Genomic DNA, 23,306 nt, shown 5'->3' with positions numbered 1-23,306 from the left:
GCCCTGCCGCTGAATGTGCGCGAAGATGAATCGCAACCAACAATCCACAGATGCGACGTGCGCAGCGTCACGCACGTTGCATGCGCGATGGGCAGAGGCATCGATAGCGGCGGATTTCCGCCGATCTGTAGCAGCGCGTGTGCGCAGGCACCCATCCGCGCCATGCGTGGATGATGGGCAAACAAAAAGGGACGGAGCCTTGGCTCCGTCCCTCTGCAGGATGCGCAATCTATCGCTGAGAAATGCTCAGGTTTCGCGCAGCGCCGTGGTGATCGGCAACCGGGCCGCGCGCAGCGCCGGGAACAGGCCGCCGACCAGGCCGATGCCCAGCGCCCATTTCAAACCCGTCCACAGCAGTTCCGGCGACACATGGAACTTGAACACCACCGCGCTGAAGTTGCTGCCGATGGTGGACACGCTGTAGCCATTGAACAGCAGCCATGCCACCGCACAGCCGAGCAGGCCACCCAGCAGCGCCAGCAGCATCGTCTCCAGCATCACCGCGGTCACCACCGGCAGGCCCCGGAAGCCGATCGCGCGCATGGTGGCGATCTCGCGCGCACGCGTGGCCACGGCCGCATACATGGTGTTGAGCGCGCCGAACACCGCACCGACCGCCATGATCGTGCCGATTACCTTGCCGAGGATGTCGATCAGCTTGGTCAGCCCACCGCCCTGCTTGCTGTAGTAGACACGGGTGGTTTCCACGTCCAGCTTCAGGCGTGGATCAGCGGCGACGGCGGCCTTGAACTGCTCGAAGCCGGCCTTGCCATCGGTGCGCACGCTGATCGACTGCCACGCACTGCGCTGGTAGGTGGTGGCCAGCGTATCGGCGTCGGTCCACAGTTCCGAATCATGTGCATCGCCGGTGGCGAAGACGCCCACCACGGTCCAGGTCTGGTTGCCCAGGGTCAGCGTCCTGCCCACATCCAGATCGCGGAACTGGCCCTTGGCGCCCTGGCCGACCACGATCTCGCGCAGGCCAGTGGCGAACGTGCGGCCTTCGACGATCTTGACCTTGTCGTGCACCGCCCACGCCTGCGGGCCGACGCCGCGGAACTGCGCGTTGACGTCGGTGCCATCGGACTTTGACACCAGGTTGACCACCTGCGACAGCTCTGGTGACAGCAGCGGCCGACCTTCGGCATCGCGGGTGATGCCGGGCAGGGTGGACAGCGTGGGAACCTGCTCGCGGGTGATGACCGAGTTGGTCTCGGCCTGCGAGCCACCGCGCAGCACGATGGCGGTGGTGTCATCGCCGGTGTTGTTGAGCGTGGCCTGGAAGCCTTCGCCCATCGCCAGCATCGCCACCAGCACGCCGACCACGCCGGCGATGCCGACCACGATCACCGAGGACGCCCCCCAGCGCTGCGGCAGGCTGGCCACGCCGATGCGGGTGGCGGCCAGTGCCAGCCGGCCGCCACGGGTCAGCAGAAGCCACAGGGCCACCAGCACGGCCACGGCCAGCACGCCGATCCACGGCAGGCTGATCCACAGCACCAGGCCGATCACCAGCAGCAGCATCGTCACGCCGTTGCCCAGCCACTTCTTGAGTTTGCTCTTGAACATGTCGGTGTTCTCCTCAGCGGCCGGCCAGTGCGTCGACGATCTTCAGGCGCTTGGCACGCAGCGCCGGCAACAGGCCGACGATGATGCCGATCACCACGATCAGGCCCAGCCCCATCAGCCAGGTCGGCGTCGGCACGTGCGGCGGCAGCATGCCCATGCTTTTCGGCCCGATCGCCGGCAGGATCAGCGCGGCCAGGCCCATGCCGATTAGCCCGCCGAGGCCGATCAGCAGCACCGACTCCACCATCACCAGGGTCAGCACGGTGCCGTCCTTGAAGCCGAGTGTCTTCAGCGTGGCCAGCTCCGGCACGCGCTCACGCACCGCCTGCGCCATGGTGTTGCCGGTCAACAGCAGCAGGGTGAAGAACACCGCACCCATGATCGAGGTGACGATCATGCCGATATCCGCGAACTGCTTGACGAAGGCCTGCTGGAACGCCGATTCGGTCTGGGTCTTGGTCTCGTGGTCGGAGTTGGCCGAGATCGCGTCGATCGCCTGCGCCACCCGCGAAGAGTGGTCCGGGTTGTCCAGCGTCACCGTGTACCAGCTCACCTGGTTCTTGATGTAGTCGTTGGATTCATCGAAGTACTTCCAGTTCATCATCAGCTGGCGTTCTTCGTTGGCGGCCAGCGCACGGTCCTTGGAACGGTAGATGCCCTTGAGCACCAGCGGCCAGTCGTTGCTGCCGCCACGCGGGAAGATCGTGGCCTGCAGCGGGATGGTGTCGCCGATCTTCCAGCCGAACTGCTTGGCCAGGGTTTCGCCGACGATGGCGCCGGTACGGGTCTGCTTCCAGTCCTCCAGCTGTGCCGGGTCGATCTGCAGCTCGCGGTAGACATCGAAGTAGTTGGGGGACACCGAGAAGTTCGGGAAGAAGTTCTTCGGGTCCTGGTAGATGCCGCCGAACCACATGCCGTAGGCCACGTCGCGCACGCCGGCCACCTGGCGGACCTGGGTTTCCAGGCGGATCGGCAGCGACTGGGTGATCGACAGCCGCGAGGCCACGATCAGCCGGTTGGCACCTTCCACGCTGCCACCCGACGAGAACGCCACCCGCACCGAATCGAGCATGCCGAACAGCAGGAACGCGGCCACCACCGAGAGCAGGGTCAGCAGGGTGCGGGTACGGCTGCGGAACAGCTGCGCCCACACCAACGAGAAGTATTTCATCGCCGTGGCCTCCGTCAGTGGGCCAGCGGCGCGTCGGCCAGCTCGCCCTTGTCCAGGTGCACCGTGTGCGTGGCGTACTCGGCGGCCTTCGGGTCATGGGTGACCATGATGATGGTCTTGCCGTGTTCGCGGTTGAGCTGTTGCAGCAGGCCCAGGATCTCCTCGGCGGACTGGCGGTCGAGGTCGCCGGTGGGTTCGTCGCAGATCAGGAAGGTCGGGTCGGAGACGATCGCCCGCGCGATCGCCACGCGCTGCTGCTGGCCGCCGGACAGCTCATTGGGGCGATGGCTGCGGCGGTCGGCCAGGCCGACCAGGGTCAGCGCGATCTCGGCATTGCGGCGGCGCTGCGCGGCATTGAGGTGGGTCAGCAGCAGCGGCAGTTCCACGTTCTTCTGCGCCGTCAGCATCGGCATCAGGTTGTAGAACTGGAACACGAAGCCAACGTGGTGGCTGCGCCAGGTCGACAGCTGGCCACCACTCATCTGGTCGATGCGCTCGCCCTCGATGCTGATTTCGCCGCCACTGGGGTTGTCCAGCCCACCGATCAGGTTGAGCAGGGTGGTCTTGCCCGAGCCGGACGGGCCCATCAGTGCGACGAAATCGCCGCGGGCGATGTCCAGGTCGATGCCGTGCAGCACCTGCACTTTCTCGGGGCCACGCTGGTAGGTCTTGGTGATGTTGCGCAGTGAAACCAGGGTCGACATGGGGGGTTCTCCACGGAAGGCGGGAAACGGGGAAGCGCACCTGCGGTGACCGCAGGCGTGCGTCGAGCGGTGCTGCCGGCGGCGCCCATGGGCGCCAGGCCGTTACTGCGCTTGTTTCTGTTGCACCTTGGCGCCATCGCGCAGGGTGTCCGGCGGGTTCACCACCACCGATTCACCTGCGCTCACGCCCTTGAGGATCTGGCGGTCCTTGCCCATCGCCTGTCCGGCCTCGACCGTGCGCTGCTGCACGCGGTTCTCGTCACCCAGTACGAAGGCCACCGGGGCGCCCTCGCGCTGGACCACGGCGCCAGCCGGTACGCGCACGCCCTGCGGTTTGGTTGTGGCCTGCGGCTGTGCCTGTTCCAGGAAGCTGACCCGCACGCCCATTTCCGGCACGATGCGCGGGTCCTTCACCTTCAGCGCCACGCGCACCTTCACCGTGGCCTTGCCGCGGTCGGCGGTGGGGATGATGGCGATCACCTCGCCGGGAATCTTCCATTCGGGGTAGGCGTTGAGCGTGGCTTCCACCGGCATTTTCGGCTGCACGCGGCCGATGAAGGCCTCGCCGACCTCGACTTCGATCTCCAGCGAGTCCATGTCCACGATGGTGCCGATGCCGGTACGGGTGAAGCCACCACCGGCCGACAGCGGCGAGACGATCTCACCGGGCTGCGCGGCCTTGGCGGTGACCACGCCGGAGAAGGGCGCGCGCACGATGTTGTTGTCCACACCCAGGTCGGCAATCGCCAACTGGTCGTGGGCGACCTTGACGTTGCGCTGAGCCGTTTCCAGCTGGGCACGCAGGCTGTCGCGCTGGGCCACGGCCTGGTCGTACTGCGAACGTGACACCAGCTGCTGGCCGACCAGTGCCTGCAGGCGGCTGGCTTCGGCGGCGGCCTGCTTCTGCTGCGCCTCCAGCCCGGCCACCTGGCTGCGTGCGGCCTGCAGCTGCGAGGCATATAGGCTGCGCTGCGCATCGGCATCGATCGGGTCCAGCGTGGCCATCACCTGGCCGGCCTCGACCCGCATGCCTTCTTCGATCATCACCTCGCGCACCTTGCCGGTGATCTTGGCCGAGACCGTGGCCATGCGCCGGGCGACCACGTAGCCACTGGCGTCGAGCACCGAACTGCTGGCGCTACCCTGCTGGATGGCCACGGCCGGCGCGGTTTCCACCTCCACGGCCGGCGCACGGCCGAACAGGAACGCCACGGCAGCGGCGATCAGCAGCACGACCACGATGGTCGCGATCCACAACCAACGGCGACCACCGCCGTTGCTGCCACCACCGGAGGCGGGCGGCGGCGACTTGCGGTCGATACGGAGTTCCTTCAACAGCTCGGCAGAAGCGTTCATTCGTTCCATCACAGGCGTTCGGGCGGGTGTGGCCGGAAGGGCAGACGGCGGCGGTTCCGGCGGTGGAGCGTGCGGCACAGCATGAAGGCAGGCACAGCGATGACGGCAGTGACAGCTGTCACCCGATGACACTGACGGCGGCAACTGCGAAATGTGACCGCGGCGGCACAGGATGGCAACGTCCCCGCTGCCGGTACCGCTCATGGATCCGACCACCCCATCGCTGGCCCGCTGCAGCGGTACCGCCAAGCGTACCGTGATCTGCGGCGGGTTGCGCCGGTGCCACCTTGCCGGCGGTGGCGCCTGCGCGCAGCCAGCCGAACTGGCATGATCGGCGGCGATCATCCCCGCCTGGAACCGCCTGTGCCGTCCACCTGGCTTGCCTCCCTGCTGCGCCCCGCGCCGGACTCGGCGGTGGCCGAGACGCTGCGCCGGGGAAAATCACCCTGGAGCGAGGCGATCCACCTGCTGTGGTCGGTGTGGATCTTCCTGACGCCCTTGCTCGGCCATGGCTTCACCTTGCGCTGGCTGCTGCTTACATTGGCCAGCTATCCGGTGTTCCTGCTGCTGTACGCCAAGGTGATGGTGGCGCCACGCCATCACGCGCCGCGCTATGCCCTGGGCCTGATCGGGATGTCGCTGGTGCTGCTGCCGTGGTACCCGTCCGGGTTGACCTACTTCGTGTTCGGCTGCGTGCTGCTGCGGGTGAGCGGACGCGGCGGCTGGTGGCAGTACCTGCTGCAGCTCACTGGCCTGAACCTCCTGTTCTGCGGCCTCGCACTGCTGTTCCAGTACCCGTGGCAGAGCCTGGTCTGGATCCCCGCCGTGTCCTATATCGTCGGGCTGGTCGTGAACGTGGAGGCACTCAACCAGCAGAAGGATGCGGCACTGCAGCTGTCGCAGGACGAGGTGCGGCGGCTCGCAGCCACCGCCGAGCGCGAACGCATCGGCCGCGACCTGCACGACCTGCTCGGCCACACCCTGTCGTTGATCACGTTGAAGCTGGAACTGGCCCGCAAGCTGCACGATCGTGGCGACGCGCGGGCGCGGCAGGAAATCGGCGAAGCCGAGGACATTGCCCGCGAAGCGCTGGCGCAGGTGCGCAGCGCGGTCACCGGTATCCGCGCCAGTGACCTGGCCGGTGAGCTGGCGTCGGCGCGGCTGCTGCTGGAGTGCCAGCAGGTCCACCTTCAATACGCACCACCACCGGCGATGCCGGTGGATGTCGAACGCGGTCTGGCGCTGGTGCTGCGCGAGGCCGCGACCAACATCGTGCGCCATGCACAGGCGACACAGGCACGGGTGGAATTCATGCTGGAAGGACGCATGCTGGCGATGCAGATCCGCGATGATGGTCGTGGCGGCGTGCAGGCCGAGGGCAACGGGCTGAGCGGCATGCGCGAACGCGTGGCCGCCCTGGGGGGCAACCTTCAGGTTCAGTCCGCAAAGGGCGAGGGCACGCTGCTGACCGTGCGCGTGCCACTGGCCGCCGCGACCACACCGTTGCCGCCAGGCACGCCGTCGTCGCTGGTGCAGGACGGTGCCGCATGATCCGCATCCTGCTGGCCGAGGACCAGGCGATGGTGCGCGGCGCACTGTCGGCGCTGCTGGGCCTGGAACCGGATATCGAGGTGCTGGGCAGCGCCGCCGACGGCGAAACCGCGTGGCGCATGCTGCAGCAGCTGCAGCCTGACATCCTGGTCACCGACATCGAGATGCCGGGCCTGTCCGGGCTCGAGCTGGCGCAGCGCATCGCCCGCCATGAGCTGCCGATCAAGGTGGTGATCGTGACCACCTTCGCCCGCGCCGGTTTCCTGCGCCGCGCGCTGGAGGCGGGCGTGCTGGGCTACCTGCTGAAGGACGCACCGGCCGAGAACCTGGCCGATGCACTGCGCAAGGTGAAACAGGGCATCCGTGCGATCGACCCGCAGCTGGCGCTGGATGCGTGGTCGCAGGCCGATCCGCTGACCGACCGCGAGCGCCGCGTGCTGCGGCTGGCGGGCGAGGGCCGCACGGCCAGCGAGATCGCCGAGCAGCTGGGGTTGTCGCACGGTACGGTGCGCAATTACCTGTCCGAGTGCATCGGCAAGCTGGGCGTGGCCAACCGGATCGAGGCGTACCGGCTGGCGCGGCAGAAGGGGTGGTTGTAGCGGCGTGCGCCGACACACTGGTAGCGTCGGGCGATGCCCGGCGGATCATTCCCGCGCCTGCGGAGGGGTGTCACTTTCTTTGCGCGCAAAGAAAGTAACCAAAGAAACGCTCCGCCGGCCGCGAGCCGGCGTGCTTCGCACGCCGGTGCCCTGCGCTCCTCGGTCCGTCGAGGGACGGCGCGGGAACTCGCTGCGCTCAGACACCCGCGCCTCTTCGCCCTCGCCGGACCTGCGGTGCTCGGCTCGCTCAAGGCGGACTGGAAGGTCAAGATCAACGGCAACAGCATCCACGCATGGCGTGGATCTACTGGGTGCAGCTGTCGCTCTTGATGTTGGGTCCGCCTTGAGCGAGCCGAGCATCGCAGGGGAATCAGGGGCGAAGAGGCGCCGGTGTTTGAGCGTAGCGAGTTCGGCGCCGTCCCCTGATTCACCGAGAAGCACAGGGCACCGGTGCGCAGCACCGGCTCGCGCTCTGGCGGCGCGTTTCTTTTGGTTACTTTTCTTTTCGCGCGAAAAGAAAAGTGACACCCCACCGCAGTCGCGGAAACGATCCGCCGGGAACGCCCGGCGAACCCGATCAATCCTTCCCGCGCGCCATCGCCTGGAACACGCCATCGCGCCGCACCCACAGGTGGAACAGCGCCGCACCCACGTGCATCAGCACCGTGGCGAACAACACATACGCCAGCAGGCTGTGCGCATTGCGCAACGCGGCATACAGCGCCGGAGTGTGCGGCACGATCGGCGGCAGGTGCAGGCCACCCCACAGCACGATCGGGTAGCCGCCGGCCGACAGCATCGCCCAGCCGATCAGCGGCATCGCCAGCATCAGCGCGTACAACATCCAGTGCGAGGCCTTTGCTGCCAGCACCTGCCAGGCGGGCAGGTCGGAAGGCAGCGGCGGCGGGCGGTGGCGCAGGCGGTTGTACAGGCGCAGCAGCACCAGTACGCCGATGGCGATGCCCAGTGGGCGGTGCAGATCGATCAGCATCGGCCGCAGATGCAACGAGGCGACCATGGTCACGCCGACGAACAGCATGGCGATGATCATCAGCGCCATGGACCAGTGCAGCACCCGCGCCAGCAGGTTGAAGTGGCCGTTGCCGGTGTTCATCGTGCGGCCTCCTTCGGTTGCTCGACATTGCCGCTGGCGCGCTCGCGTTCGCGACGGTTGAAGGACTGCGAATACACCGCCGAGCGGGCGGCCAGGATCGGATCATCACTGCCGCGCACGCCACTGGGCAGGATCAGCGGATCGAAGTTGATCTGGCCGCACGCACCTTGTTCCTGCGACTGCATGCGGTCCAGGCTGAGTACGCCGGCCACCACCTGATCACGCGACTCGGGCCACGGCACCGACGGATCATCAATGGCATCACCGGGCTCGGCGGTGGTCACGACCAGGTTCCAGCGTACCGGGCCGCTGGCCAGGCGCTGCTGCAGTTCCTGGCTGAGGAAATCGACACTGGCCTGCTTGCGCGTTTCCGCATCCATCTCCACCACCGGCGCCTGTGGCTGCCAGCGCCAGCGCACGGCACGCTTCTGGCCCTGCGCGTTGGTGAACCAGAAGCTGTTGACGCTGTTGAAGGTGGTGTCGGCCCAGCTGCTGGTCCACGGTGCCGTCTTGGCCCACTGCTGGAACGCCTGTGCACTGGGGTACTTCGCCAGCACTGCAGCCATCTTCTGCGGGTCGGGCTTGCCGGTGGCGGGGTCCGGAATGGAGGCGCGTGTCTGCGCGTAGAACGCCTCGGCATCGGGCACGGCGAAGAACGGGAAGCTGTTCATCGCCATCCGCCATTCCTGGCCGTCATCGCTGACCATCTGCACCGCCAGGCTGCGCACGCGTGCGGTGTTGTCGGCGCCGTAGGGGTCGCCGCCGCCGATCGACAGGCGGCCCATCACCGGTACGCGGCGCTGCGAGAACACGCGGGCGCTGGACAGGGTAGGGGCCTGCGCGCTCGGTTCGAACCAGCCGCTCACGCAGATGCCCTTGCTGTGCGCGCGTCGGAAGCCTGGATGGGCCGGGCCGGTGGCCTCGATGGTGTCGGTGAAGCGCTGCGCGGTCAGGCGGTTGCCGATCCAGCCGGCCAGCCAAGCGAAGGCCAGCGCGACCGCACCCAGAATGAGTGCGATCAGTGCGATCCAGGGCAGGGGGGAATGCTTGCGTGGTGCGCCCAGCGTCTGGCCAGCGCGGGTGTAGCGGAAGAGCGACATGGTCGGAGTCCTGCCTTCACGGAGCGTGTGGGTGGTCGACCCACACATCCTCGCAGAACCTTTCCAGGCCCGGTATTCAAATTTTCGTCAAGTTTGCCGGGGACGGCGTGCCGACCAAGGTCGGCACCCACCCGATCAGCTGTAACGCGCCTTCAGCATTGCCCACGCCGAGCGCAGCGCCAGCGCTTCGCCACCGGCCGGGCGGCCCGGGCGCTCACCGTCGTTCCAGGCATACACATCCAGATGTGCCCAGCGCTGGCCGTCTTCCAGGAAACGCTCCAGGTACAGCGCGGCGGTGACCGAGCCGGCCATGCGCGAGCCGGCGTTGGCCAGATCGGCGATGCCGCTGGTCAGGTAACGCAGGTAGGGGCGCCACAGCGGCATGCGCCAGACCGGGTCGCGGGTCGCATCACCGGCCTGCAGCCACTGCTGCGCCACGTTGTCGTCATTGCTGAAGAGCGCCGGCAGATCCGGGCCCAGCGCGATGCGCGCGGCGCCGGTGAGGGTGGCAAAGTCCAGCACCAGGTCGGGTTTCTGTTCGCTGGCGAAGGTCAGTGCATCGCAGAGGATCACGCGGCCTTCGGCGTCGGTGTTGTCGATCTCCACGCTCAGGCCCTTGCGGGTGGCGATCACTTCGCCCGGGCGGAAGGCGTCCGGACCGATCGCGTTTTCCACCGCCGGCACCAGCAGGGTCAGGCGTACCGGCAGCCCGCGTGCCATCACCAGGCCGGCCAGGGCCAGTGCGTGCGCGGCGCCGCCCATGTCCTTCTTCATGTTGCGCATGCCGTCGGCCGGCTTGATGTCCAGGCCGCCGGTATCGAAGCACACGCCCTTGCCGACCAGCACCAGTGCCGGATCGGTGTCCTTGCCCCAGCGCAGCACCACCAGGCGCGGCGCGCGATGCGATGCGCGGCCCACGGCGTGGATCGCCGGGAAGTTCTGCTTCAGCAGGTCATCGCCGGTGATCGCCTCGACCTGCGCGCCATGCGCATCGGCCAGCGCGCGCGCGGCGTCTTCCAGCTGCTGCGGGCCCATGTCTTCGGTCGGCGTGTTGACCCAGTCACGCACGCGCAGGCTGGCGGCGATCAGGTCAGCCACTTCGCCGGTCGGCTCGGCCACCAGGCGCGCCGGCGCACGGTGGCGCTTGCGATAGCGGTCGAAGCGGTAGCTGCCCAGGCCCCAGCCCAGCTGCAGCAGCGCCAGTTCGGCGGCCGGCAGTTCGCTGGCCAGCTGCCACACGCTGCCTTCCGGCAGGGCATGCGGGGCATGCGAATAGCTGTAGGCATCGGCACGATCACCGACACCGATCACCGCTCCGGCCAGACCATCGGTGCCGGGCAGCAACGCCGTCGTGAAGGCACCGGCGGTGAAGCCCTGCGACGCCAGCCATGCCTGGGTGGCAGCCGGCTGGCCGTCCTTCCAGGCCGCGAACTGCTCGCGGTCCAGCACATATAGCGGCAGTGCTGCGGCGGTGTCGGCAGTGAAACCAGTGATCTCGCTCATGCGTCAGGTACTCCGGGGTGCGGCAGCGTCGAGGTTGGCATCCAACCAGTCGGCCAGGCCGGTGAGGGTGTCGAACTGCAGGTCCGGCTGCAGCTGCGGATGGGTCCAGGTGGCTGCGTCGCGGTTGATCCAGCAGCCGCGCAGGCCGGCGGCGATCGCCCCGGCCACATCCATTTCGGCGTGGTCGCCGACGTGCAGTACCTGTGCCGGCGCAACACCCAGTCGGGTGCAGGCGGCGTGGAAGATGCTCGCCTCCGGCTTGGCCGCGCCGTGTTCGCGCGCGCCCAGCTGGAAGGCGAAATGATGGGCCAGGCCGATCCGCTCCAGATCGGCATTGCCGTTGCTCAGCGCTGCGACCGGTACCCGCGCGGCAATCCGCGCCAGCGCGTCGATCGCATCGGGGTAGCACTCGACCTGATTGCGCGCGGCGAAGAACGCTTCATACGCCGGCTCCAGCAGATCCAGGCTGGCGCCACTGGTGTGCAGCGCTTCGTGCAGGGTCAGCCGGCGCAGTGCGCTCAGGTCGTGATGAAGGTGCGGATGGGCGTGGTACAGGCGCTCGCGCAGTTCGCGCATTGCCGCCACCGGATACATCTCGGCCGTGGCGGGGCTGTGTTCACGCATCCACTCGTGCAGGACCAGGTCGATGCGGGCGCCGATCGGAGCGAACGGCCACAGCGTGTCGTCAAGGTCGAGGGTGATGGCTTGGACGGGGAAATTCACCCCGCCATTCTACCCCTGCCCGCGCGGGCTTTCATGCGGCGCGGCGGGCGGGGGGCGCTGGGGCAGGGCCAGGTCAGCGCAGGTTGTACGAGCAGGCGATGGTGGTCTGGCCGTCGAACTGCTGCACGTCCAGGTTGTGCCGGCCCACTTCCTTCGTATAGGTGCCCGCCACCGGGTCGGACATCTTCGCCAGTGCCGCGATCTGTTCGACGCTGGCCGAGCTGAAGTACGCGGTGAAACTGTCGATGCCGTCCTCGCCGCTGTCGCCGTCATACGACTGCAGACGGTTCACCGGCTGGCCCAGCACCATCAGCGGCGTGGTCAACCGGAACTCGCCGCTGGATTCGCCGTTCTGCGCCCGCGCCGGGGCCGGTGCCAGCAGCCGGGCCATGGCGTCGAACTGCTTGGGCGTGAGGTGCCGCTTGCAGGTCACCGCGTCGGCAAGCTGGGTGCGTGCCTGGTCGGCAGTCGGGGGTGCAGCGGCGAGCGCGGGAGCGGCAAGGCTGGCCAGGGCGAGGCAACGCATAGCGAAAGCGATCATCCGAACGGATCCATCCGAAAAAAGGGGGCCATAGTCTGCCACTTCGTCCCAGTTTCGGGTTCCGCCATCTGCGTCCATCATTTACTGATGCCGTTATTCCAGCAGGCGTGCCCAGCCCTGCATGCCGTCCAGCCGTGCCAGCACCAGCTTGATGCAGACCAGCAGCGGCACCGCCAGCAGCAGGCCGATCATGCCCCAGGCCCAGCCGAATACCATCAATGCCAGGATCAGCACCAGCGGTGATAGCTTCATGCGCCGGCCCAGCACGATCGGGGTCACCATCTGCCCTTCCAAGGTATGCAGGGCCAGGTAGGCGGCGGCTGGCAGCAGCGCCTGCAGCGGGTCGCGGAATTCAACGAAGCCCATCAGCAGCATCAGTGCTACGCCGATCAGGGGGCCGACATACGGGGCGAAATTCAGCAATGCCGCTACCGTGCCCCACAGCAGCGCCTCCTGCAGGCCGATGCCGAGCAGCATCAGCACGCCAGCGAACACCAATCCGACCAGCGTATTGATCACGCTGATGGTCAGCACATAGCGCGAAACCTCGCGCTCGATCGAGCGCAGGATGTCACTGGTGAATCGCTGCTGCTGGCGGTTCGGGAACAGGGCGATGGCCGCGCGCTGCAGGCTCTGTCCATAGATCATGAAGAACAGCGTGAGCAGCACCACCGCCAGCACCGAGGCGGCCAGCCGCGGCGCGCGGGTCAGCATGCGATAGGGGTCGTCCATCTGGGTGCGGATCACCTGCACCTTGTGGTTGCTGTCACCACCGGCCACGCGGGCGAAGTTTTCCGCCGCCTGGTTGGCCTGCTGCACCGGTTTGGTCAGGTCCTGCACCTGGCGGGCGACCTTGCGCAGCTGCTGCGGTGCTTCCTGCGCCCATTCCATGGCCGGGCCGATCAGCTGCACCGCCAGCGAACCGGTCACGCCCAGGCCGGCGCCGAGGATCAGCAGTGCGCCGAGTGCGCGTGGAATCCAAAGCTTCTGCAGCAGGCGCAGGATCGGATTGCCGACCAGCGCGAAGAACATCGCCAGCAGCACCGGCAGGATGATGTCCTGTGCCGCCCACAGGGTGTAGCCCACCGCCAGGGTGGCCAGCACCACCAGCGACATCGGTCCGCGCGGGCGCGATGCGGGCGGCAGCGGAACGTCGGGCTGTTCGGGGCCGGCCGGTGACGGGGACAGGAGGGACTCGCTCATCGACGCACCAACCGGGAAGGGGAGCGCATTATCCGCCGGCCGCGATCGGCGCGGCGGATTCCATGGTTCAACGTTCGGACAGCTCGGTGGCCGCTTCGGCCGGACGCGGTCCGCGCAGGTCCGGTTCCGGTCTTGGCTCCGGCACGGAGCGTGGTGCCGGTGCCGGCCGTGCTTCGGCAGCGGAGGCCGCCGCCTGTGCCTGTTCGCTGGCCTCGTCGGCTTCTTCGGCCGCGTCGTCGGCGGTGGCTGCGGCCTGCGCCGCCATCGCCGTGGCGAACGCCGCCTGTGCACTGGCGAACAGGTTCGAGACCGAGCCCACCATCTGCAGCCAGCGGGCACCGTTGACCTTGCCCGGCACTTCCAGCTTGCCGGCGATGAAGCCACCGGCCAGGCCGACCACCACGATGCGCAGCGGCGACCAGCCTTTTCGCCAGACGTCGCTGAGCGTGGACCAGTGGTCCTGGGTCTCGCCCAGACGCACGGTCACCACCTGTTCGCAGCGTTTCACCCGCCGTTGCAGCGCGCCGAACTTCATGGCTTGCCCTCGGGCAGCTGCACCTCGGCATCGGGATCGTCTTCGCTGGGTTCGTCGAACAGGCCCAGGCGTGACAGCTGGCGCCGGGTAGCGTGCATGCCGGTGTGGTGGAAGAAGTAGGACACCCGCCAGATCGCATAACCGGTGACGGCCAGGCTCAGCAGCGAGGTGATCAGCAGGGCCTGCAGCCAGCTCAGGCCCCAGCTCTGCAGCAGGGCGATGAGGGTGGCGGCCATCAGCAGCCAGGCCGAGGCACCGAACACGATCGCCACGCCGGCCCAGGCCAGTGCACGACCGAACGCACTGCGTGCCATCGCGAAGTCGGCCGAGGCCAACCGGCGCAGCGAGCGCAGCGTGTGCTTGGCCGAATCGGCAGCGGCACGACCGGCCGCACCGACCTGGCGGATGCTCTCATCCAGCGGCGGGGTGGCCGCTGGATCAGGGGCTTGCGCGTTGTCTTCGCTCACGCCGCGGCTTACTTGTCGCTGCTGCCGCGGGCCAGCTTGGCGATGATCCAGCCGGCAGCGAAGGCAACACCGAACGAGGCCAGCGGACGTTCACGGATCAGCTCCGCGGCGCTGTCGATCAGGTCCTTGCCCTTGTCCATCAGCGCATCCACCTGCTCCTTGGCGGCGGCACCACCGAACTCGGCGGCGGCCAAGCCGGACAGTGCGCTGTCGGACAGTTCAGCCTTGACGTTGGCCTTGCCGATGCGAAGCTCGTCGGTCGCTGCGCCGGTTGCACCCTTGATTGCACCGCCGGCGGCCGACGCGGCCTGCTTCAGGTGGGAACCGGCTTCACCCAGGTGTTCCTTCAGGTTCTCGGTATTGGTGGGGCTCATCGAATCACTCCTGTTGCGATGGGGGAACGGGTGTCGGCGGTGCCGACCTGGACTGACAGCAATAGCATTGCCGGGGTATAGGGGGTGTTACGGCAGGGCGATCAGCGCATCACAAGCTGGCCCTGCTGTTGGCCATTGTTGCGCAGCACGCGTATCACCAGGGTCGGCGGGCGCTGCTGGAAGTTGGCGCGCCAGCTGGCCAGGTCGGCGAATTCGCCCACCGTGGCATCGGTGATGATGTCGCCCTGCTGCAGGCCGTTGCTGGCCGCGCGGCTGCCGCGCTTGACCTCGCTGACCAGCACGCCGCCGACACCGGACTGGCGCAATGACTCGGGCAGGTCGACGAAGGTGGCCCCGGTCAGGCGCGGGTCCAGGCTCTCGCCGGTGACCGCGCGCGCCTGTTCCTTCAACGTTGCCTTGATCTGCAGCGGCTTGCCCTCGCGGCGCACGTCCAGCGTCAATGCGCTGCCGACCGCGGCCAGGCCTTCCACGTTGTGCAGGGCTTCGGCGCTGTCTACACGTTGGCCGTTGGCCGAGACCACCACGTCGCCCGGCTTCAAGCCGGCGGCGGCGGCGGCCGAACCGGCCAGCACGCGCGTGATCAGCGCACCGCGGGTTTCGCCCAGGCCCAGGCCCTGCGCGATCTGGGCGGTCAGGTTCTGGCTTTCCACGCCCAGCGTGCCGCGCACCACCACGCCGTGCTTGACCAGCTGGTCGACCACGCTGCGTGCCAGGTTGGAGGGAATCGCCAGGCCCAGGCCGATGTTGCCGGCCATGCTGCCCTGCGGGTTGAAGCTGGCGGTATTGATGCCGATCAACTGGCCCTGCAGATCGACCAGTGCGCCACCGGAGTTGCCCGGGTTGATCGACGCATCGGTCTGGATGAAGTTCTGGTAGCCCAGGCCGCGGATGCCGCTGCGGCCCACCGCCGAGACAATGCCCGACGTGACCGTCTGGCTGAAGCCGAACGGATTGCCGATGGCCACCACGAAGTCGCCCACGCGCAGCTGGTCGCTGTTGCCGAGCTTGATGTCGGTCAGGTTCTGCGCCGGAATGCGGATCAGCGCGATGTCGGTATCGCGGTCCGAACCGAGGAATTCGGCCTTGACCGTGCGCCCGTCGGCCAGTGTCACCTGTACGTCATCGGCGTTGTCGATGACATGGTGGTTGGTCAGTACCAGGCCCTCCTTGGCGTCGATGATCACGCCCGAGCCCAGCGATTCGTTGATGCGTTCCTGCGGGATGTCCGGGAACAGGCGGCGGAAGAACGGGTCGTTGAAGAAGGGGTTGCGCACGCGCACCACCTGCTTGGTGTTGACGCTGACCACTGCCGGCATGGCCTTCTCCAGCATCGGTGCCAGCGACGGCACCGCCTGTCCGGCTACCGAGGCGGGCAATGCCGCCGTGGTCGGCAGCACCGCTGGCAGCGGCGCGGCATCGGCACGGTTGTCCAGGTGGGCATTGATGCCGGTGGCAACGAAGCCACCGAAGGCGGCGGCGATTGCGAGCGTGAGCAGGGTGGGAAGCGGTCGCATGGGAGTCGGTTCGCTGGCGTGGGTGGGGGCGGTTCGGCCCTACGGTAAAACAAGCTGAATGAGTGTGTCGCGATCTGGATAAATGCGCCATGAAAACCGGCGCCCGGAACGTGGGTCGGCATCGCCATCTGTGGGGCGGTACCGACAGCATAGGGCGTGCTTCTCAACGTGCCGACGTCTGCCGAAGCGCATGTGGATACAGGCCGATACTTGCGCAGTTCTGCGCATCCTGGTGCCGCGATGCGCCATATCGCACGCCTTTCGCTGTATTCGGACTGGTGCACGCAGGCAGCACCTGCCGCTACCCGGATCGTGCGGCGCAGCACTGAAAAAAAGGGGTTTCCTGTCAACCCACTGCGCTCGCGAGGGTGCCCGGCTACACCATTGCCGTCGCAGCAGATGCGATTGCTGGTGCATGCCCCGTTCCACGATCGTCATTGTCGGTATAGCATCGCCCCGTTTTGATACTTAAGGCCCCCAGGAGGGCAACATGAGCAACGGTAATGGTGTGTCGGTCGTGACCGACGCCGTCGAGAACGTCAAAGAAACCGCCACCAACGTTGGCGAGACCATCGCCCACGCTGCCGAAGACGCAGTGAAGTCGGTCAAGAAGACCGTCAAGCGCGCCACCAAGGCTGCCGGTACCCGCGTTGCCAAGGCCAAGAAGGCCGTGGCCAAGGTCGAGAAGACCGTTGCCAAGAAGGCCGACAAGGCTGCCAAGTCGGTCGGCAAGACTGTTGCCAACGCCAAGAAGAAGCTGGAAGCCGCCAAGAAGAACGCCAAGGCCGAAGCCGCTGCCCTGAAGAAGGAAGTGGCCAAGAAGAAGGCAGCTGCAGGCAAGGCTGTGACCAAGAAGGCCGCTGCTGCCAAGAAGACCACCAAGGCCGCCACCAAGGCTGCCGGCAAGAAGGTCGCCACCGTGAAGAAGGCCGCCACCAAGAAGGCTGCCGTCGCGAAGAAGAACGTTGCCAAGAAGACCGCGGCCGCCAAGAAGGTTGTCGGCAAGAAGGTCGCTACCGCCAAGAAGGCCGTGGCCAAGAAGACCGTCGCCGCCAAGAAGGTCGCTGGCAAGAAGGCCGTGGCTGCGAAGAAGGTTGTCGGCAAGAAGGTTGCCGCCACCAAGAAGGTCGCCACCAGGAAGACCGCTGCCGCCAAGAAGGTTGTGGGCAAGAAGGCTGCTGTCGCCAAGAAGGCCGTCGGCAAGAAGACCGCCGCTGCCAAGAAGGTTGTCGGCAAGAAGACCGCCGTTGCCAAGAAGGCAGTTGGCAAGAAGGTTGCCGCCACCCGCAAGACGGTCGCCAAGAAGGCTGCGCCGCTGAAGAAGGTCGCCGCCAAGAAGGCTCCGGCCAAGAAGGCCGTGCGCAAGGTCGCCAAGCGCAAGTAATCGCGCCGTGACCGAAGGCCCTGCCACCCCCCGGGTGGTGGGGCCTTTCGCGTTTCTGGGACGCGGTCTGGGGCAGGATGCAGGTTCTTCCCGCCGGAGCCCCGGGCATGCGCGGTATCGACTTCAGTTCCTGGCAGGGCGTGCTGTCCACCTTGGCCGGCCTGGTCCTGATCACCCTGCTGGGCGTGGGCATCCGCCTGCTGGTGATGCAGACCCTGCAACAGCGCCGCGAGCGCGAGAACCGGCAGATCAACGAACGGCTGCGCACGCTGATGGCGGCCTACAAGACCCTGGGCGGTTCGTTCACCGGCGAACTGGGTGTGGATCCCAGCCATCGCCGTGACCTGCGCCAGCGCGAGGATGCCGAGGGCATCGCCGAGCCCCGTTCGGATCGCGCGCGCCGCATCCGTGATGCCGTTGAAGCGGCGTTGTCGGACATCCTGCTGCTGGGCACCGACGAACAGGTGCGGCTGGCCGCGCGTGCCGCCAATGAACTGGCACAGGGGCGGCCGGTACATACCCACGAACTGGTGGTCTCGCTGCGCGACTTCGTGCGCGAAGCGCTGGATCTGACGCCGATTCCGGCCGACCTGCAGATACCGCCGCAGGGGCCGACCCGGCCGGGTGGCGCCAGTGGTGGCGGCAAGGGCCGCAACGAGGGCGATGCCAAGGGCGGTCGCGCGGGTGGAGGAGGTGGCGGTGGCGGAATGGGCGCTGGCATGGGGGGTGTCGGCCTCGGCGCCGGCGCCGCTCTGGGCGCCGGCCATGCGTCTGCCAGCGATGAAACGGACGCGCGCTGAGCACGTCCGCCCGGTTCAGCGCGTCAGCTCGTAGAGCGGCACGAAGCCGCCGTAGATCATCCGCGCGCCGTCGAACGGCATCGGATTCTTCGCAGGATCAAACCGCGGGTCTTCCATCATCTTCTTCATGCCGGCGTCGCGGGTCGGCTTGTCCGGCCATTCGATCCAGGAAAACACCACCGTCTCGTCCGGCGTGGCTTTCACTGCGCCGAAGAAGTCGGTGGTCTTGCCGTGCGGCACGTCATCGCCCCAGCACTCGACCACGCGCAGCGCGCCGTATTCGATGAAAACGGGATCTCCTGTGCGTGCGTGGGCGAGGAACTTCTCCTTGTTGGCGGTGGGCACCGCCAGGACGAAACCATCGATGTAGCTCATAGCCTGCCTCCGGATGGACCGTGCCGCATGCACGGCCTTCAAGTACCCGACGAACCAGGGCGTCGTGGATCGACATCCTGTGTGCGCCTGTTCAGCCCGGGCCACCGGGCAGCGGCGCCAGCACCGTATCCGGTGGCTGCTGGCCGGCCAGGTGGCGCACGAAGTAGTCCCACATGCGGTGCGTGTAGGTGGCGTCGTTGCGGAACAGTTCGTGGTCCTGCCGGGCCAGGTACAGCAGGTCGTAGCTGCGCTGGGCCTTGTTCAGGGCGGCGGCCAGCTGCAGGGTCAGCGCCGGTGGCGCGTTCTCGTCCAGTTCGCCATAGACCAGCAGCAGATGCCCGCGCAGGTTGCCGGCCAGTGCCGCATTGTCGAGCCCGGCAAAGGGCGCCGGCACGCCTTCGGCAGTGGGCGTGGCCGGCAGCACCCCACCGAACAGCCGGTCCATGCCGTGCAGGGCGCCGCCGTACATACCCTGGAAATTGTGGCTGCCAGCCGAGGCCACGCCCACCTTGTAGAACGTGGGATAGCGCAGCAGGGCGCGCGCTGCACTATAGCCGCCGAACGAATGCCCGTAGATGCCGACCCGCTCCAGGTCGATGCCCGGGTAGCGTTCGCCCAGCTGGCGCAGCGCAGCCACATGGTCATCCAGCTGTACATCGGCGGCGCGCAGGAAGCTGCTGTCATGGAATGCCTTGTCGCGGCCACCGGTGCCGCGCGCATCGATGCTGACCACCATGAAGCCGAGTTCGGCCAGGCTGGCGCGGGATACCGGATTCAGGGCAGACACCGCCTCGGCGTAGGTCACCGGCGCATTGCTGATGAAGGAACCACCGTACATCGCGTCGATCACCGGGAAGCTGCCATCATCGCGATAGTCGCGGGGCAGGTAGACGGTGGCGAAGATCGGCGTGCGTCCATCGGCGGCCAGCAGCCGTTCGCGCCGTGGTGCGCGCCAGCCGGCAGCAATGATCGCGCTGTCATCGGCTGTTTCCAGCACCATCACTTCACGTCCGTCATCGCTGGCCCGCAGCACGGTGCGTGGTGGCTGGTCGAGACGGGAAACGGTATCCACCAGATACCCACCGCCAGGCGACAGCGCCTGGGGAGCGCGCCCCCCGAACAGCGCGCCGGTACCGGCATCGGCCATGTGGTCGTTGCCATCGGCGGCCAGGCGCTGGATCGGACCGCCCTGCAGCGATACCCGGTACAGGCCGCGCACGTAGGGGTCGCCACCGTCGACGCCACCGGCGCTGAAGTACGCCCAGCCACCCGCAGCGTCCACACCCAGCAGGTCACGCACCACCCATTTGCCGCGGGTGAGCTGGCGCAGCACCTTGCCATCGGACAGGCGCACCCGGTACAGATGGCCCCAGCCATCGCGCTGCGAGAACCACACGGCGGTGTCCTGCCCGGGCAGGATGGCCACCGCTGGCCGGTTGTAGGAATACACGTTGAGCTGGAGGCGAGTGTCGCTGGCTTCTTCCACAACCGTGCGCAATGCACCGCTGTTGGCATCGATCTCCACCAGGCGCAGCCTGCGCGGCGTGCCGAAGTGCGCGATCACGGCATACAACCGATCGCCGTCCCAACCCAGGATGCCGGCCTCACTGAGCGTGTTCCAGCCCTCGGGCAGCGCGATGTCATGCTGCCTGCCGCTGGGGATATCGATCACATACAGGCTGTCGCATACCTGCTGTGCATCGCCCAGTACCCCCAGCTTCACGGTATGCACGCGCGGCCGCGCGCTGTGGGTCGGGCTGCTTTCCAGATAGGGATAGTCCTGCAGCGCGCGTTCGTCGTAGCGGATGCCGGCTGCGTAACGGCCATCGGGTGACCAGCTCACCGCAAACGGTCGTGCCGGCATCCGGCCCTGACGGCGTGGAATGCCGCGCAGGGTGAAGTCCGGCAGTACGCCATAGCCATGCCCAGCTTCACCGCCCTGGGTCAGTCGCTGCGGCGCCGCTCCAGAGCGCTGCAGCCACAGGTTGTGGTCGCGTACCTGCAGCCAGGCATCACCGCCGGGCGACGGCAGTGCATCAGCCGGCGGCAACGCCTGTTGTGCGGCCGTGCACTGCAGGCGTGGCCATTGGCAGTTGATCTCCGCCTCGCCGTTGAACTGCAGGCGCAGGCCATCATCCAGTACCTGCACGTTGTTCAAGCGCAGGCGTGGCCCGCTGGCACCCAGAGGTGCAACTGCGGCGTCCAGCGCATCGGGTTCGAACAGGATCTGGCGCGTAGCCTGGATTGGATCGACCAGTATCGCCTGGCGCCGGCCCTGTGTGTCTTCGCGTTCGTACCAGAAGCGCCCATCGGCCAGCCACTGGGGCAGGACCGATGCATTGCGCAGCGCACCGCGCAGATGACTGTCATGCACGCGTTCGGCGCGCTGGTAGTCAGCCGCCTGCAGCGCGTGCGCAGCATGGATCGGAAACAGGGAAGCGCAGGCCAGGAGGGCGGCGCGAACAGGCATCAGCAGCGGATCGGAAACGTGCAAGGCAACCTCCTGTTGCAGTCGGTGACGAACCACAAATGCACGCGCGCCGCGCGCGTATGCCAGAGACAGCCTGAATCAAGCCAAAAAATTCAGCAATGCGAAGAACGCTGTTTTCAGGGAGCGTTGTGGCGAATAACGGAGAATTTACATTCCCGATGCGATGGCGCCCTGGCGCTGCTGCACACCATAAGAAAGTAAAAGGTGTACCCCCATGAAGAATTCGCTGATTGCTCTGGCCCTGGCCGCTGCCCTGCCGTTCACCGCCTCGGCTGCTGAGAACCTGTCGTACAACTACGCCGAAGCCGACTACGCCAAGACCGATATCGACGCGTTCAAGGCCGACGGCTGGGGCGTGAAGGGTTCGTACGGCTTCCTGCCGAACTTCCACGCTTTCGGTGAGTACAGCCGCCAGGAAATCGACCACACCAACATCAAGCTGGACCAGTGGAAGATCGGCGCCGGCTACAACGTTGAAATCGCCCCGACCACCGACTTCGTTGCCCGCGTTGCTTACCAGAAGCGCGACCAGAAGCACGGCCTGGACTTCAACGGCTACAGCGCTGAAGCGGGTATCCGCACCGCCTTCGGTGCCCACGCCGAAGTCTACGGCATGGTCGGCTACGAAGATTTCTCGAAGAAGCACGGCATCAATCCGGAAGGCCAGTGGTACGGTCGCCTGGGTGGCCAGGTCAAGCTGAACCAGAACTGGGGCATCAATGGCGAGCTGAAGATGAACCGCGACGGCGACAAGGAATACACCGTCGGCCCGCGTTTCAGCTGGTAATAGCTTCCTCGGCGCGCCTGCGCGCTGAAGATGCCTCGACAGGCCCGGCGCATGCCGGGCCTGTTGCGTTGTGACGACCCGAAACCGCAGCTGAGCATGTTCCGGGGCCGCTGCTGCGTTGCAATAAATTGGATTCCGCTGCTCCCGGCGCGGGCCTACGGTGGGCACTTCGTACCGTCGGATCCATGTGATGCCGCCTGCCGTTCCCGCTCTGCCCCTCGATCGGCCCCTCGATCGGCCCCGCCGCCTGGCAATGCTGGCGCCGCATCCCGTGCTGCGCCTGGGGGTGGAGGTGGTGCTTTGCCAGCACGGTGGCGTGCAGGTCTGTGGCAGCTTCACCCGCGAAGGTGATCTGCTCGATCTGCTGCAGCGCCAGCCGGATGGCATCGACCTGTTGCTGATCGACCTGCTGGCGCCGTGCGGACCCGAACAGGGCCTGGCCCTGTTGCGGCTGTTGTCGCGGCGCTGGCCGCTGCTGCCGGTGCTGGTGCTGTCTGCGCACTGCAATGCCAGCACGGTGACCATGGCGATGCAGGCCGGCGCGCGCGGCTTTCTGTCCAAGGGAACCACGCCGGAGATGTTGCGGCGCGCAGTTGACGTACTGGCGCGTGGCGGCCGCTTCGTGCCCCCGGAGTTGCGCACGCAGTTGAGCCGATCGCGCATGCGGCGCACACCGGCGCCGGTGCTCACGCCCTTGAGCCGACGCGAGCGCGAGGTGCTCCGGCTGGTCCTGCAGGGCTGCACCACCGGGGAGGTGGCGCGGCGCTTCGGGCGCACGGCCAGTACGGTCAGCACGCAGAAGCGGACCGCCTACGAGAAGCTGGGCATCCACAGCGATGGTGAGCTGTTCCGCATCCGGCACCTGCTCGAATGCGGATGAGCGGACTTACTCGCCCTGGTACTGTTTCTCTTCCACCAGCGCCGAACCGGCCACGCGGTTGATCTCGTTCTTCACCTGCACGCGCTCACCATTGGTGCCATAGACACCGCGTGCCAGCTGGATGAAGGCATCGTCGAATACCTGGGCCGCTTCCTTGTCGCGCAGCTGGTCCTGGATGTCCCACATGCGCTCGTTGATCGCCTTCAGCTGCTGCTGCAGCGCGGCCAGGGCCGGCTGTGCCTGCAGCTGCTGCTGCAACAAGGGCAGCAGGCCGTCCAGTTCGGTGCGCACGTTGGCCAGCTTGGCCGCATCGTCGATGCGCTCGGCCTTGATCTGGAGAATGGTGATCTTGTCGATCAGCTCGCCGATCGATACCGGGGTCAGGATGGCGTCCACGCGGTTGGTTCCTGGAAACAGGGCGCCATGATACCGCGCTGCTGGCATGTGGCCCCGATCCGCGGGATTTACGCCGAATTTGCGCCACGGGCCCGGCAGCACCCTCGATCCGTTACGGCCACCGCCTCGACACTGCGTTCCCGGCGGC

Annotated in this window: 23 protein-coding genes; 6 read left to right on the top strand and 17 right to left on the bottom strand. The window is 67.1% G+C overall.

What is annotated here, in order from left to right:
• Window positions 1–246: 246 nt before the first annotated feature.
• From AC5QAH_RS17255 to AC5QAH_RS17240, 4 genes are all read right to left on the bottom strand, one after another.
• The gene (locus tag AC5QAH_RS17255) at window positions 247–1,569 is read right to left on the bottom strand and encodes an ABC transporter permease (RefSeq protein WP_049454355.1); all 1,323 of its coding nucleotides are present in this window, start codon (window positions 1,567–1,569) and stop codon (window positions 247–249) included.
• Window positions 1,570–1,582: 13 nt separating this feature from the next.
• Window positions 1,583–2,740, bottom strand: a complete 1,158-nt coding sequence (locus AC5QAH_RS17250) for an ABC transporter permease (RefSeq protein WP_021203846.1) — start codon at window positions 2,738–2,740, stop codon at window positions 1,583–1,585.
• 14 nt (window positions 2,741–2,754) lie between these two features.
• Window positions 2,755–3,444 (bottom strand): ABC transporter ATP-binding protein, encoded by a 690-nt coding sequence (locus tag AC5QAH_RS17245; RefSeq protein ID WP_019661817.1) that lies wholly within the window; start codon window positions 3,442–3,444, stop codon window positions 2,755–2,757.
• A gap of 102 nt (window positions 3,445–3,546) precedes the next feature.
• The gene (locus tag AC5QAH_RS17240) at window positions 3,547–4,800 is read right to left on the bottom strand and encodes an efflux RND transporter periplasmic adaptor subunit (protein WP_019661816.1); all 1,254 of its coding nucleotides are present in this window, start codon (window positions 4,798–4,800) and stop codon (window positions 3,547–3,549) included.
• A 327-nt stretch (window positions 4,801–5,127) separates the two neighbouring features.
• Between AC5QAH_RS17240 and AC5QAH_RS17235 the strand changes: the two genes are divergently transcribed.
• Both AC5QAH_RS17235 and AC5QAH_RS17230 read left to right on the top strand, forming a co-directional pair.
• Entirely contained in the window at window positions 5,128–6,351 is a 1,224-nt protein-coding gene (locus AC5QAH_RS17235) for a sensor histidine kinase (RefSeq protein ID WP_049454358.1), read from the top strand.
• Complete coding sequence (locus tag AC5QAH_RS17230) at window positions 6,348–6,950, top strand: response regulator transcription factor (RefSeq protein WP_014645643.1); 603 nt, start codon at window positions 6,348–6,350, stop codon at window positions 6,948–6,950. The genes AC5QAH_RS17235 and AC5QAH_RS17230 overlap by 4 nt, the downstream gene beginning before the upstream one ends.
• 577 nt (window positions 6,951–7,527) lie before the next feature.
• On the opposite strand, the gene AC5QAH_RS17225 is transcribed toward AC5QAH_RS17230, so the two are convergent.
• From AC5QAH_RS17225 to AC5QAH_RS17180, 10 genes are all read right to left on the bottom strand, one after another.
• Entirely contained in the window at window positions 7,528–8,064 is a 537-nt protein-coding gene (locus AC5QAH_RS17225) for a cytochrome b (RefSeq protein ID WP_043401779.1), read from the bottom strand.
• Window positions 8,061–9,164, bottom strand: a complete 1,104-nt coding sequence (locus tag AC5QAH_RS17220) for a catalase family peroxidase (RefSeq protein ID WP_043401776.1) — start codon at window positions 9,162–9,164, stop codon at window positions 8,061–8,063. Before AC5QAH_RS17220 ends, AC5QAH_RS17225 begins: the two co-directional genes overlap by 4 nt.
• Window positions 9,165–9,299: 135 nt before the next feature.
• Window positions 9,300–10,667 carry a leucyl aminopeptidase family protein gene (locus AC5QAH_RS17215; protein WP_071306303.1) on the bottom strand — a complete coding sequence of 456 codons (1,368 nt, stop codon included), beginning with the start codon at window positions 10,665–10,667 and terminating at the stop codon, window positions 9,300–9,302.
• A gap of 3 nt (window positions 10,668–10,670) precedes the next feature.
• On the bottom strand, window positions 10,671–11,390 hold the full coding sequence (locus AC5QAH_RS17210) for an HAD family hydrolase (protein WP_241874422.1): 720 nt from the start codon (window positions 11,388–11,390) through the stop codon (window positions 10,671–10,673).
• A 73-nt stretch (window positions 11,391–11,463) separates the two neighbouring features.
• A complete protein-coding gene (locus tag AC5QAH_RS17205) occupies window positions 11,464–11,931 on the bottom strand; it encodes a hypothetical protein (protein WP_164193157.1) in 468 nt (155 codons plus the stop codon).
• A 93-nt stretch (window positions 11,932–12,024) separates the two neighbouring features.
• On the bottom strand, window positions 12,025–13,134 hold the full coding sequence (locus AC5QAH_RS17200) for an AI-2E family transporter (protein ID WP_019337635.1): 1,110 nt from the start codon (window positions 13,132–13,134) through the stop codon (window positions 12,025–12,027).
• 67 nt (window positions 13,135–13,201) lie between these two features.
• Window positions 13,202–13,669, bottom strand: a complete 468-nt coding sequence (locus AC5QAH_RS17195) for a protein sip-5 (RefSeq protein WP_164193155.1) — start codon at window positions 13,667–13,669, stop codon at window positions 13,202–13,204.
• Window positions 13,666–14,136 carry a phage holin family protein gene (locus AC5QAH_RS17190; protein ID WP_010486934.1) on the bottom strand — a complete coding sequence of 157 codons (471 nt, stop codon included), beginning with the start codon at window positions 14,134–14,136 and terminating at the stop codon, window positions 13,666–13,668. The genes AC5QAH_RS17195 and AC5QAH_RS17190 overlap by 4 nt, the downstream gene beginning before the upstream one ends.
• Window positions 14,137–14,144: 8 nt before the next feature.
• Window positions 14,145–14,510, bottom strand: a complete 366-nt coding sequence (locus AC5QAH_RS17185; RefSeq protein WP_010486932.1) for a hypothetical protein — start codon at window positions 14,508–14,510, stop codon at window positions 14,145–14,147.
• 101 nt (window positions 14,511–14,611) lie between these two features.
• Window positions 14,612–16,045 (bottom strand): Do family serine endopeptidase, encoded by a 1,434-nt coding sequence (locus tag AC5QAH_RS17180; RefSeq protein ID WP_049455509.1) that lies wholly within the window; start codon window positions 16,043–16,045, stop codon window positions 14,612–14,614.
• A 490-nt stretch (window positions 16,046–16,535) separates the two neighbouring features.
• Between AC5QAH_RS17180 and AC5QAH_RS17175 the strand changes: the two genes are divergently transcribed.
• Both AC5QAH_RS17175 and AC5QAH_RS17170 read left to right on the top strand, forming a co-directional pair.
• On the top strand, window positions 16,536–17,429 hold the full coding sequence (locus AC5QAH_RS17175; protein ID WP_049455508.1) for a hypothetical protein: 894 nt from the start codon (window positions 16,536–16,538) through the stop codon (window positions 17,427–17,429).
• A gap of 107 nt (window positions 17,430–17,536) precedes the next feature.
• Window positions 17,537–18,229 (top strand): hypothetical protein, encoded by a 693-nt coding sequence (locus AC5QAH_RS17170; RefSeq protein ID WP_495232464.1) that lies wholly within the window; start codon window positions 17,537–17,539, stop codon window positions 18,227–18,229.
• A gap of 15 nt (window positions 18,230–18,244) precedes the next feature.
• Here AC5QAH_RS17170 and AC5QAH_RS17165 read toward each other — a convergent pair whose 3' ends face one another.
• A complete protein-coding gene (locus tag AC5QAH_RS17165; protein ID WP_049455507.1) occupies window positions 18,245–18,604 on the bottom strand; it encodes a DUF1428 domain-containing protein in 360 nt (119 codons plus the stop codon).
• A 91-nt stretch (window positions 18,605–18,695) separates the two neighbouring features.
• Window positions 18,696–21,098, bottom strand: a complete 2,403-nt coding sequence (locus AC5QAH_RS17160) for a S9 family peptidase (protein ID WP_100447413.1) — start codon at window positions 21,096–21,098, stop codon at window positions 18,696–18,698.
• Between the two features lie 211 nt (window positions 21,099–21,309).
• Between AC5QAH_RS17160 and AC5QAH_RS17155 the strand changes: the two genes are divergently transcribed.
• Both AC5QAH_RS17155 and AC5QAH_RS17150 read left to right on the top strand, forming a co-directional pair.
• Entirely contained in the window at window positions 21,310–21,882 is a 573-nt protein-coding gene (locus tag AC5QAH_RS17155; RefSeq protein ID WP_010486919.1) for an OmpO family porin, read from the top strand.
• A 190-nt stretch (window positions 21,883–22,072) separates the two neighbouring features.
• On the top strand, window positions 22,073–22,762 hold the full coding sequence (locus AC5QAH_RS17150) for a response regulator transcription factor (protein WP_019337639.1): 690 nt from the start codon (window positions 22,073–22,075) through the stop codon (window positions 22,760–22,762).
• A gap of 6 nt (window positions 22,763–22,768) precedes the next feature.
• Here AC5QAH_RS17150 and AC5QAH_RS17145 read toward each other — a convergent pair whose 3' ends face one another.
• Window positions 22,769–23,206 (bottom strand): DUF6165 family protein, encoded by a 438-nt coding sequence (locus AC5QAH_RS17145; protein ID WP_049403467.1) that lies wholly within the window; start codon window positions 23,204–23,206, stop codon window positions 22,769–22,771.
• Window positions 23,207–23,306 lie beyond the last annotated feature (100 nt).

The sequence above is a fragment of the Stenotrophomonas sp. YJH_SMC_43 genome, from assembly GCF_059372535.1.
The sequence above is the reverse complement of the archived record's forward strand: the minus strand, read 5'-3'. Positions and strand labels throughout refer to the sequence as shown.

Bases quoted from the DNA above. Each gene is read 5' to 3' on its own strand.
- AC5QAH_RS17255 (WP_049454355.1), bottom strand. From the start codon at position 1,569: ATGTTCAAGAGCAAACTCAAGAAGTGGCTGGGCAACGGCGTGACGATG.
- AC5QAH_RS17150 (WP_019337639.1), top strand. From the start codon at position 22,073: ATGCCGCCTGCCGTTCCCGCTCTGCCCCTCGATCGGCCCCTCGATCGG.
- AC5QAH_RS17175 (WP_049455508.1), top strand. From the start codon at position 16,536: ATGAGCAACGGTAATGGTGTGTCGGTCGTGACCGACGCCGTCGAGAAC.
- AC5QAH_RS17215 (WP_071306303.1), bottom strand. From the start codon at position 10,667: ATGAGCGAGATCACTGGTTTCACTGCCGACACCGCCGCAGCACTGCCG.
- AC5QAH_RS17235 (WP_049454358.1), top strand. From the start codon at position 5,128: ATGATCGGCGGCGATCATCCCCGCCTGGAACCGCCTGTGCCGTCCACC.
- AC5QAH_RS17180 (WP_049455509.1), bottom strand. From the start codon at position 16,045: ATGCGACCGCTTCCCACCCTGCTCACGCTCGCAATCGCCGCCGCCTTC.
- AC5QAH_RS17170 (WP_495232464.1), top strand. From the start codon at position 17,537: ATGCGCGGTATCGACTTCAGTTCCTGGCAGGGCGTGCTGTCCACCTTG.
- AC5QAH_RS17230 (WP_014645643.1), top strand. From the start codon at position 6,348: ATGATCCGCATCCTGCTGGCCGAGGACCAGGCGATGGTGCGCGGCGCA.
- AC5QAH_RS17250 (WP_021203846.1), bottom strand. From the start codon at position 2,740: ATGAAATACTTCTCGTTGGTGTGGGCGCAGCTGTTCCGCAGCCGTACC.
- AC5QAH_RS17155 (WP_010486919.1), top strand. From the start codon at position 21,310: ATGAAGAATTCGCTGATTGCTCTGGCCCTGGCCGCTGCCCTGCCGTTC.
- AC5QAH_RS17185 (WP_010486932.1), bottom strand. From the start codon at position 14,510: ATGAGCCCCACCAATACCGAGAACCTGAAGGAACACCTGGGTGAAGCC.
- AC5QAH_RS17240 (WP_019661816.1), bottom strand. From the start codon at position 4,800: ATGAACGCTTCTGCCGAGCTGTTGAAGGAACTCCGTATCGACCGCAAG.
- AC5QAH_RS17195 (WP_164193155.1), bottom strand. From the start codon at position 13,669: ATGAAGTTCGGCGCGCTGCAACGGCGGGTGAAACGCTGCGAACAGGTG.
- AC5QAH_RS17165 (WP_049455507.1), bottom strand. From the start codon at position 18,604: ATGAGCTACATCGATGGTTTCGTCCTGGCGGTGCCCACCGCCAACAAG.
- AC5QAH_RS17225 (WP_043401779.1), bottom strand. From the start codon at position 8,064: ATGAACACCGGCAACGGCCACTTCAACCTGCTGGCGCGGGTGCTGCAC.
- AC5QAH_RS17200 (WP_019337635.1), bottom strand. From the start codon at position 13,134: ATGAGCGAGTCCCTCCTGTCCCCGTCACCGGCCGGCCCCGAACAGCCC.
- AC5QAH_RS17145 (WP_049403467.1), bottom strand. From the start codon at position 23,206: ATGCCAGCAGCGCGGTATCATGGCGCCCTGTTTCCAGGAACCAACCGC.
- AC5QAH_RS17220 (WP_043401776.1), bottom strand. From the start codon at position 9,164: ATGTCGCTCTTCCGCTACACCCGCGCTGGCCAGACGCTGGGCGCACCA.
- AC5QAH_RS17245 (WP_019661817.1), bottom strand. From the start codon at position 3,444: ATGTCGACCCTGGTTTCACTGCGCAACATCACCAAGACCTACCAGCGT.
- AC5QAH_RS17205 (WP_164193157.1), bottom strand. From the start codon at position 11,931: ATGATCGCTTTCGCTATGCGTTGCCTCGCCCTGGCCAGCCTTGCCGCT.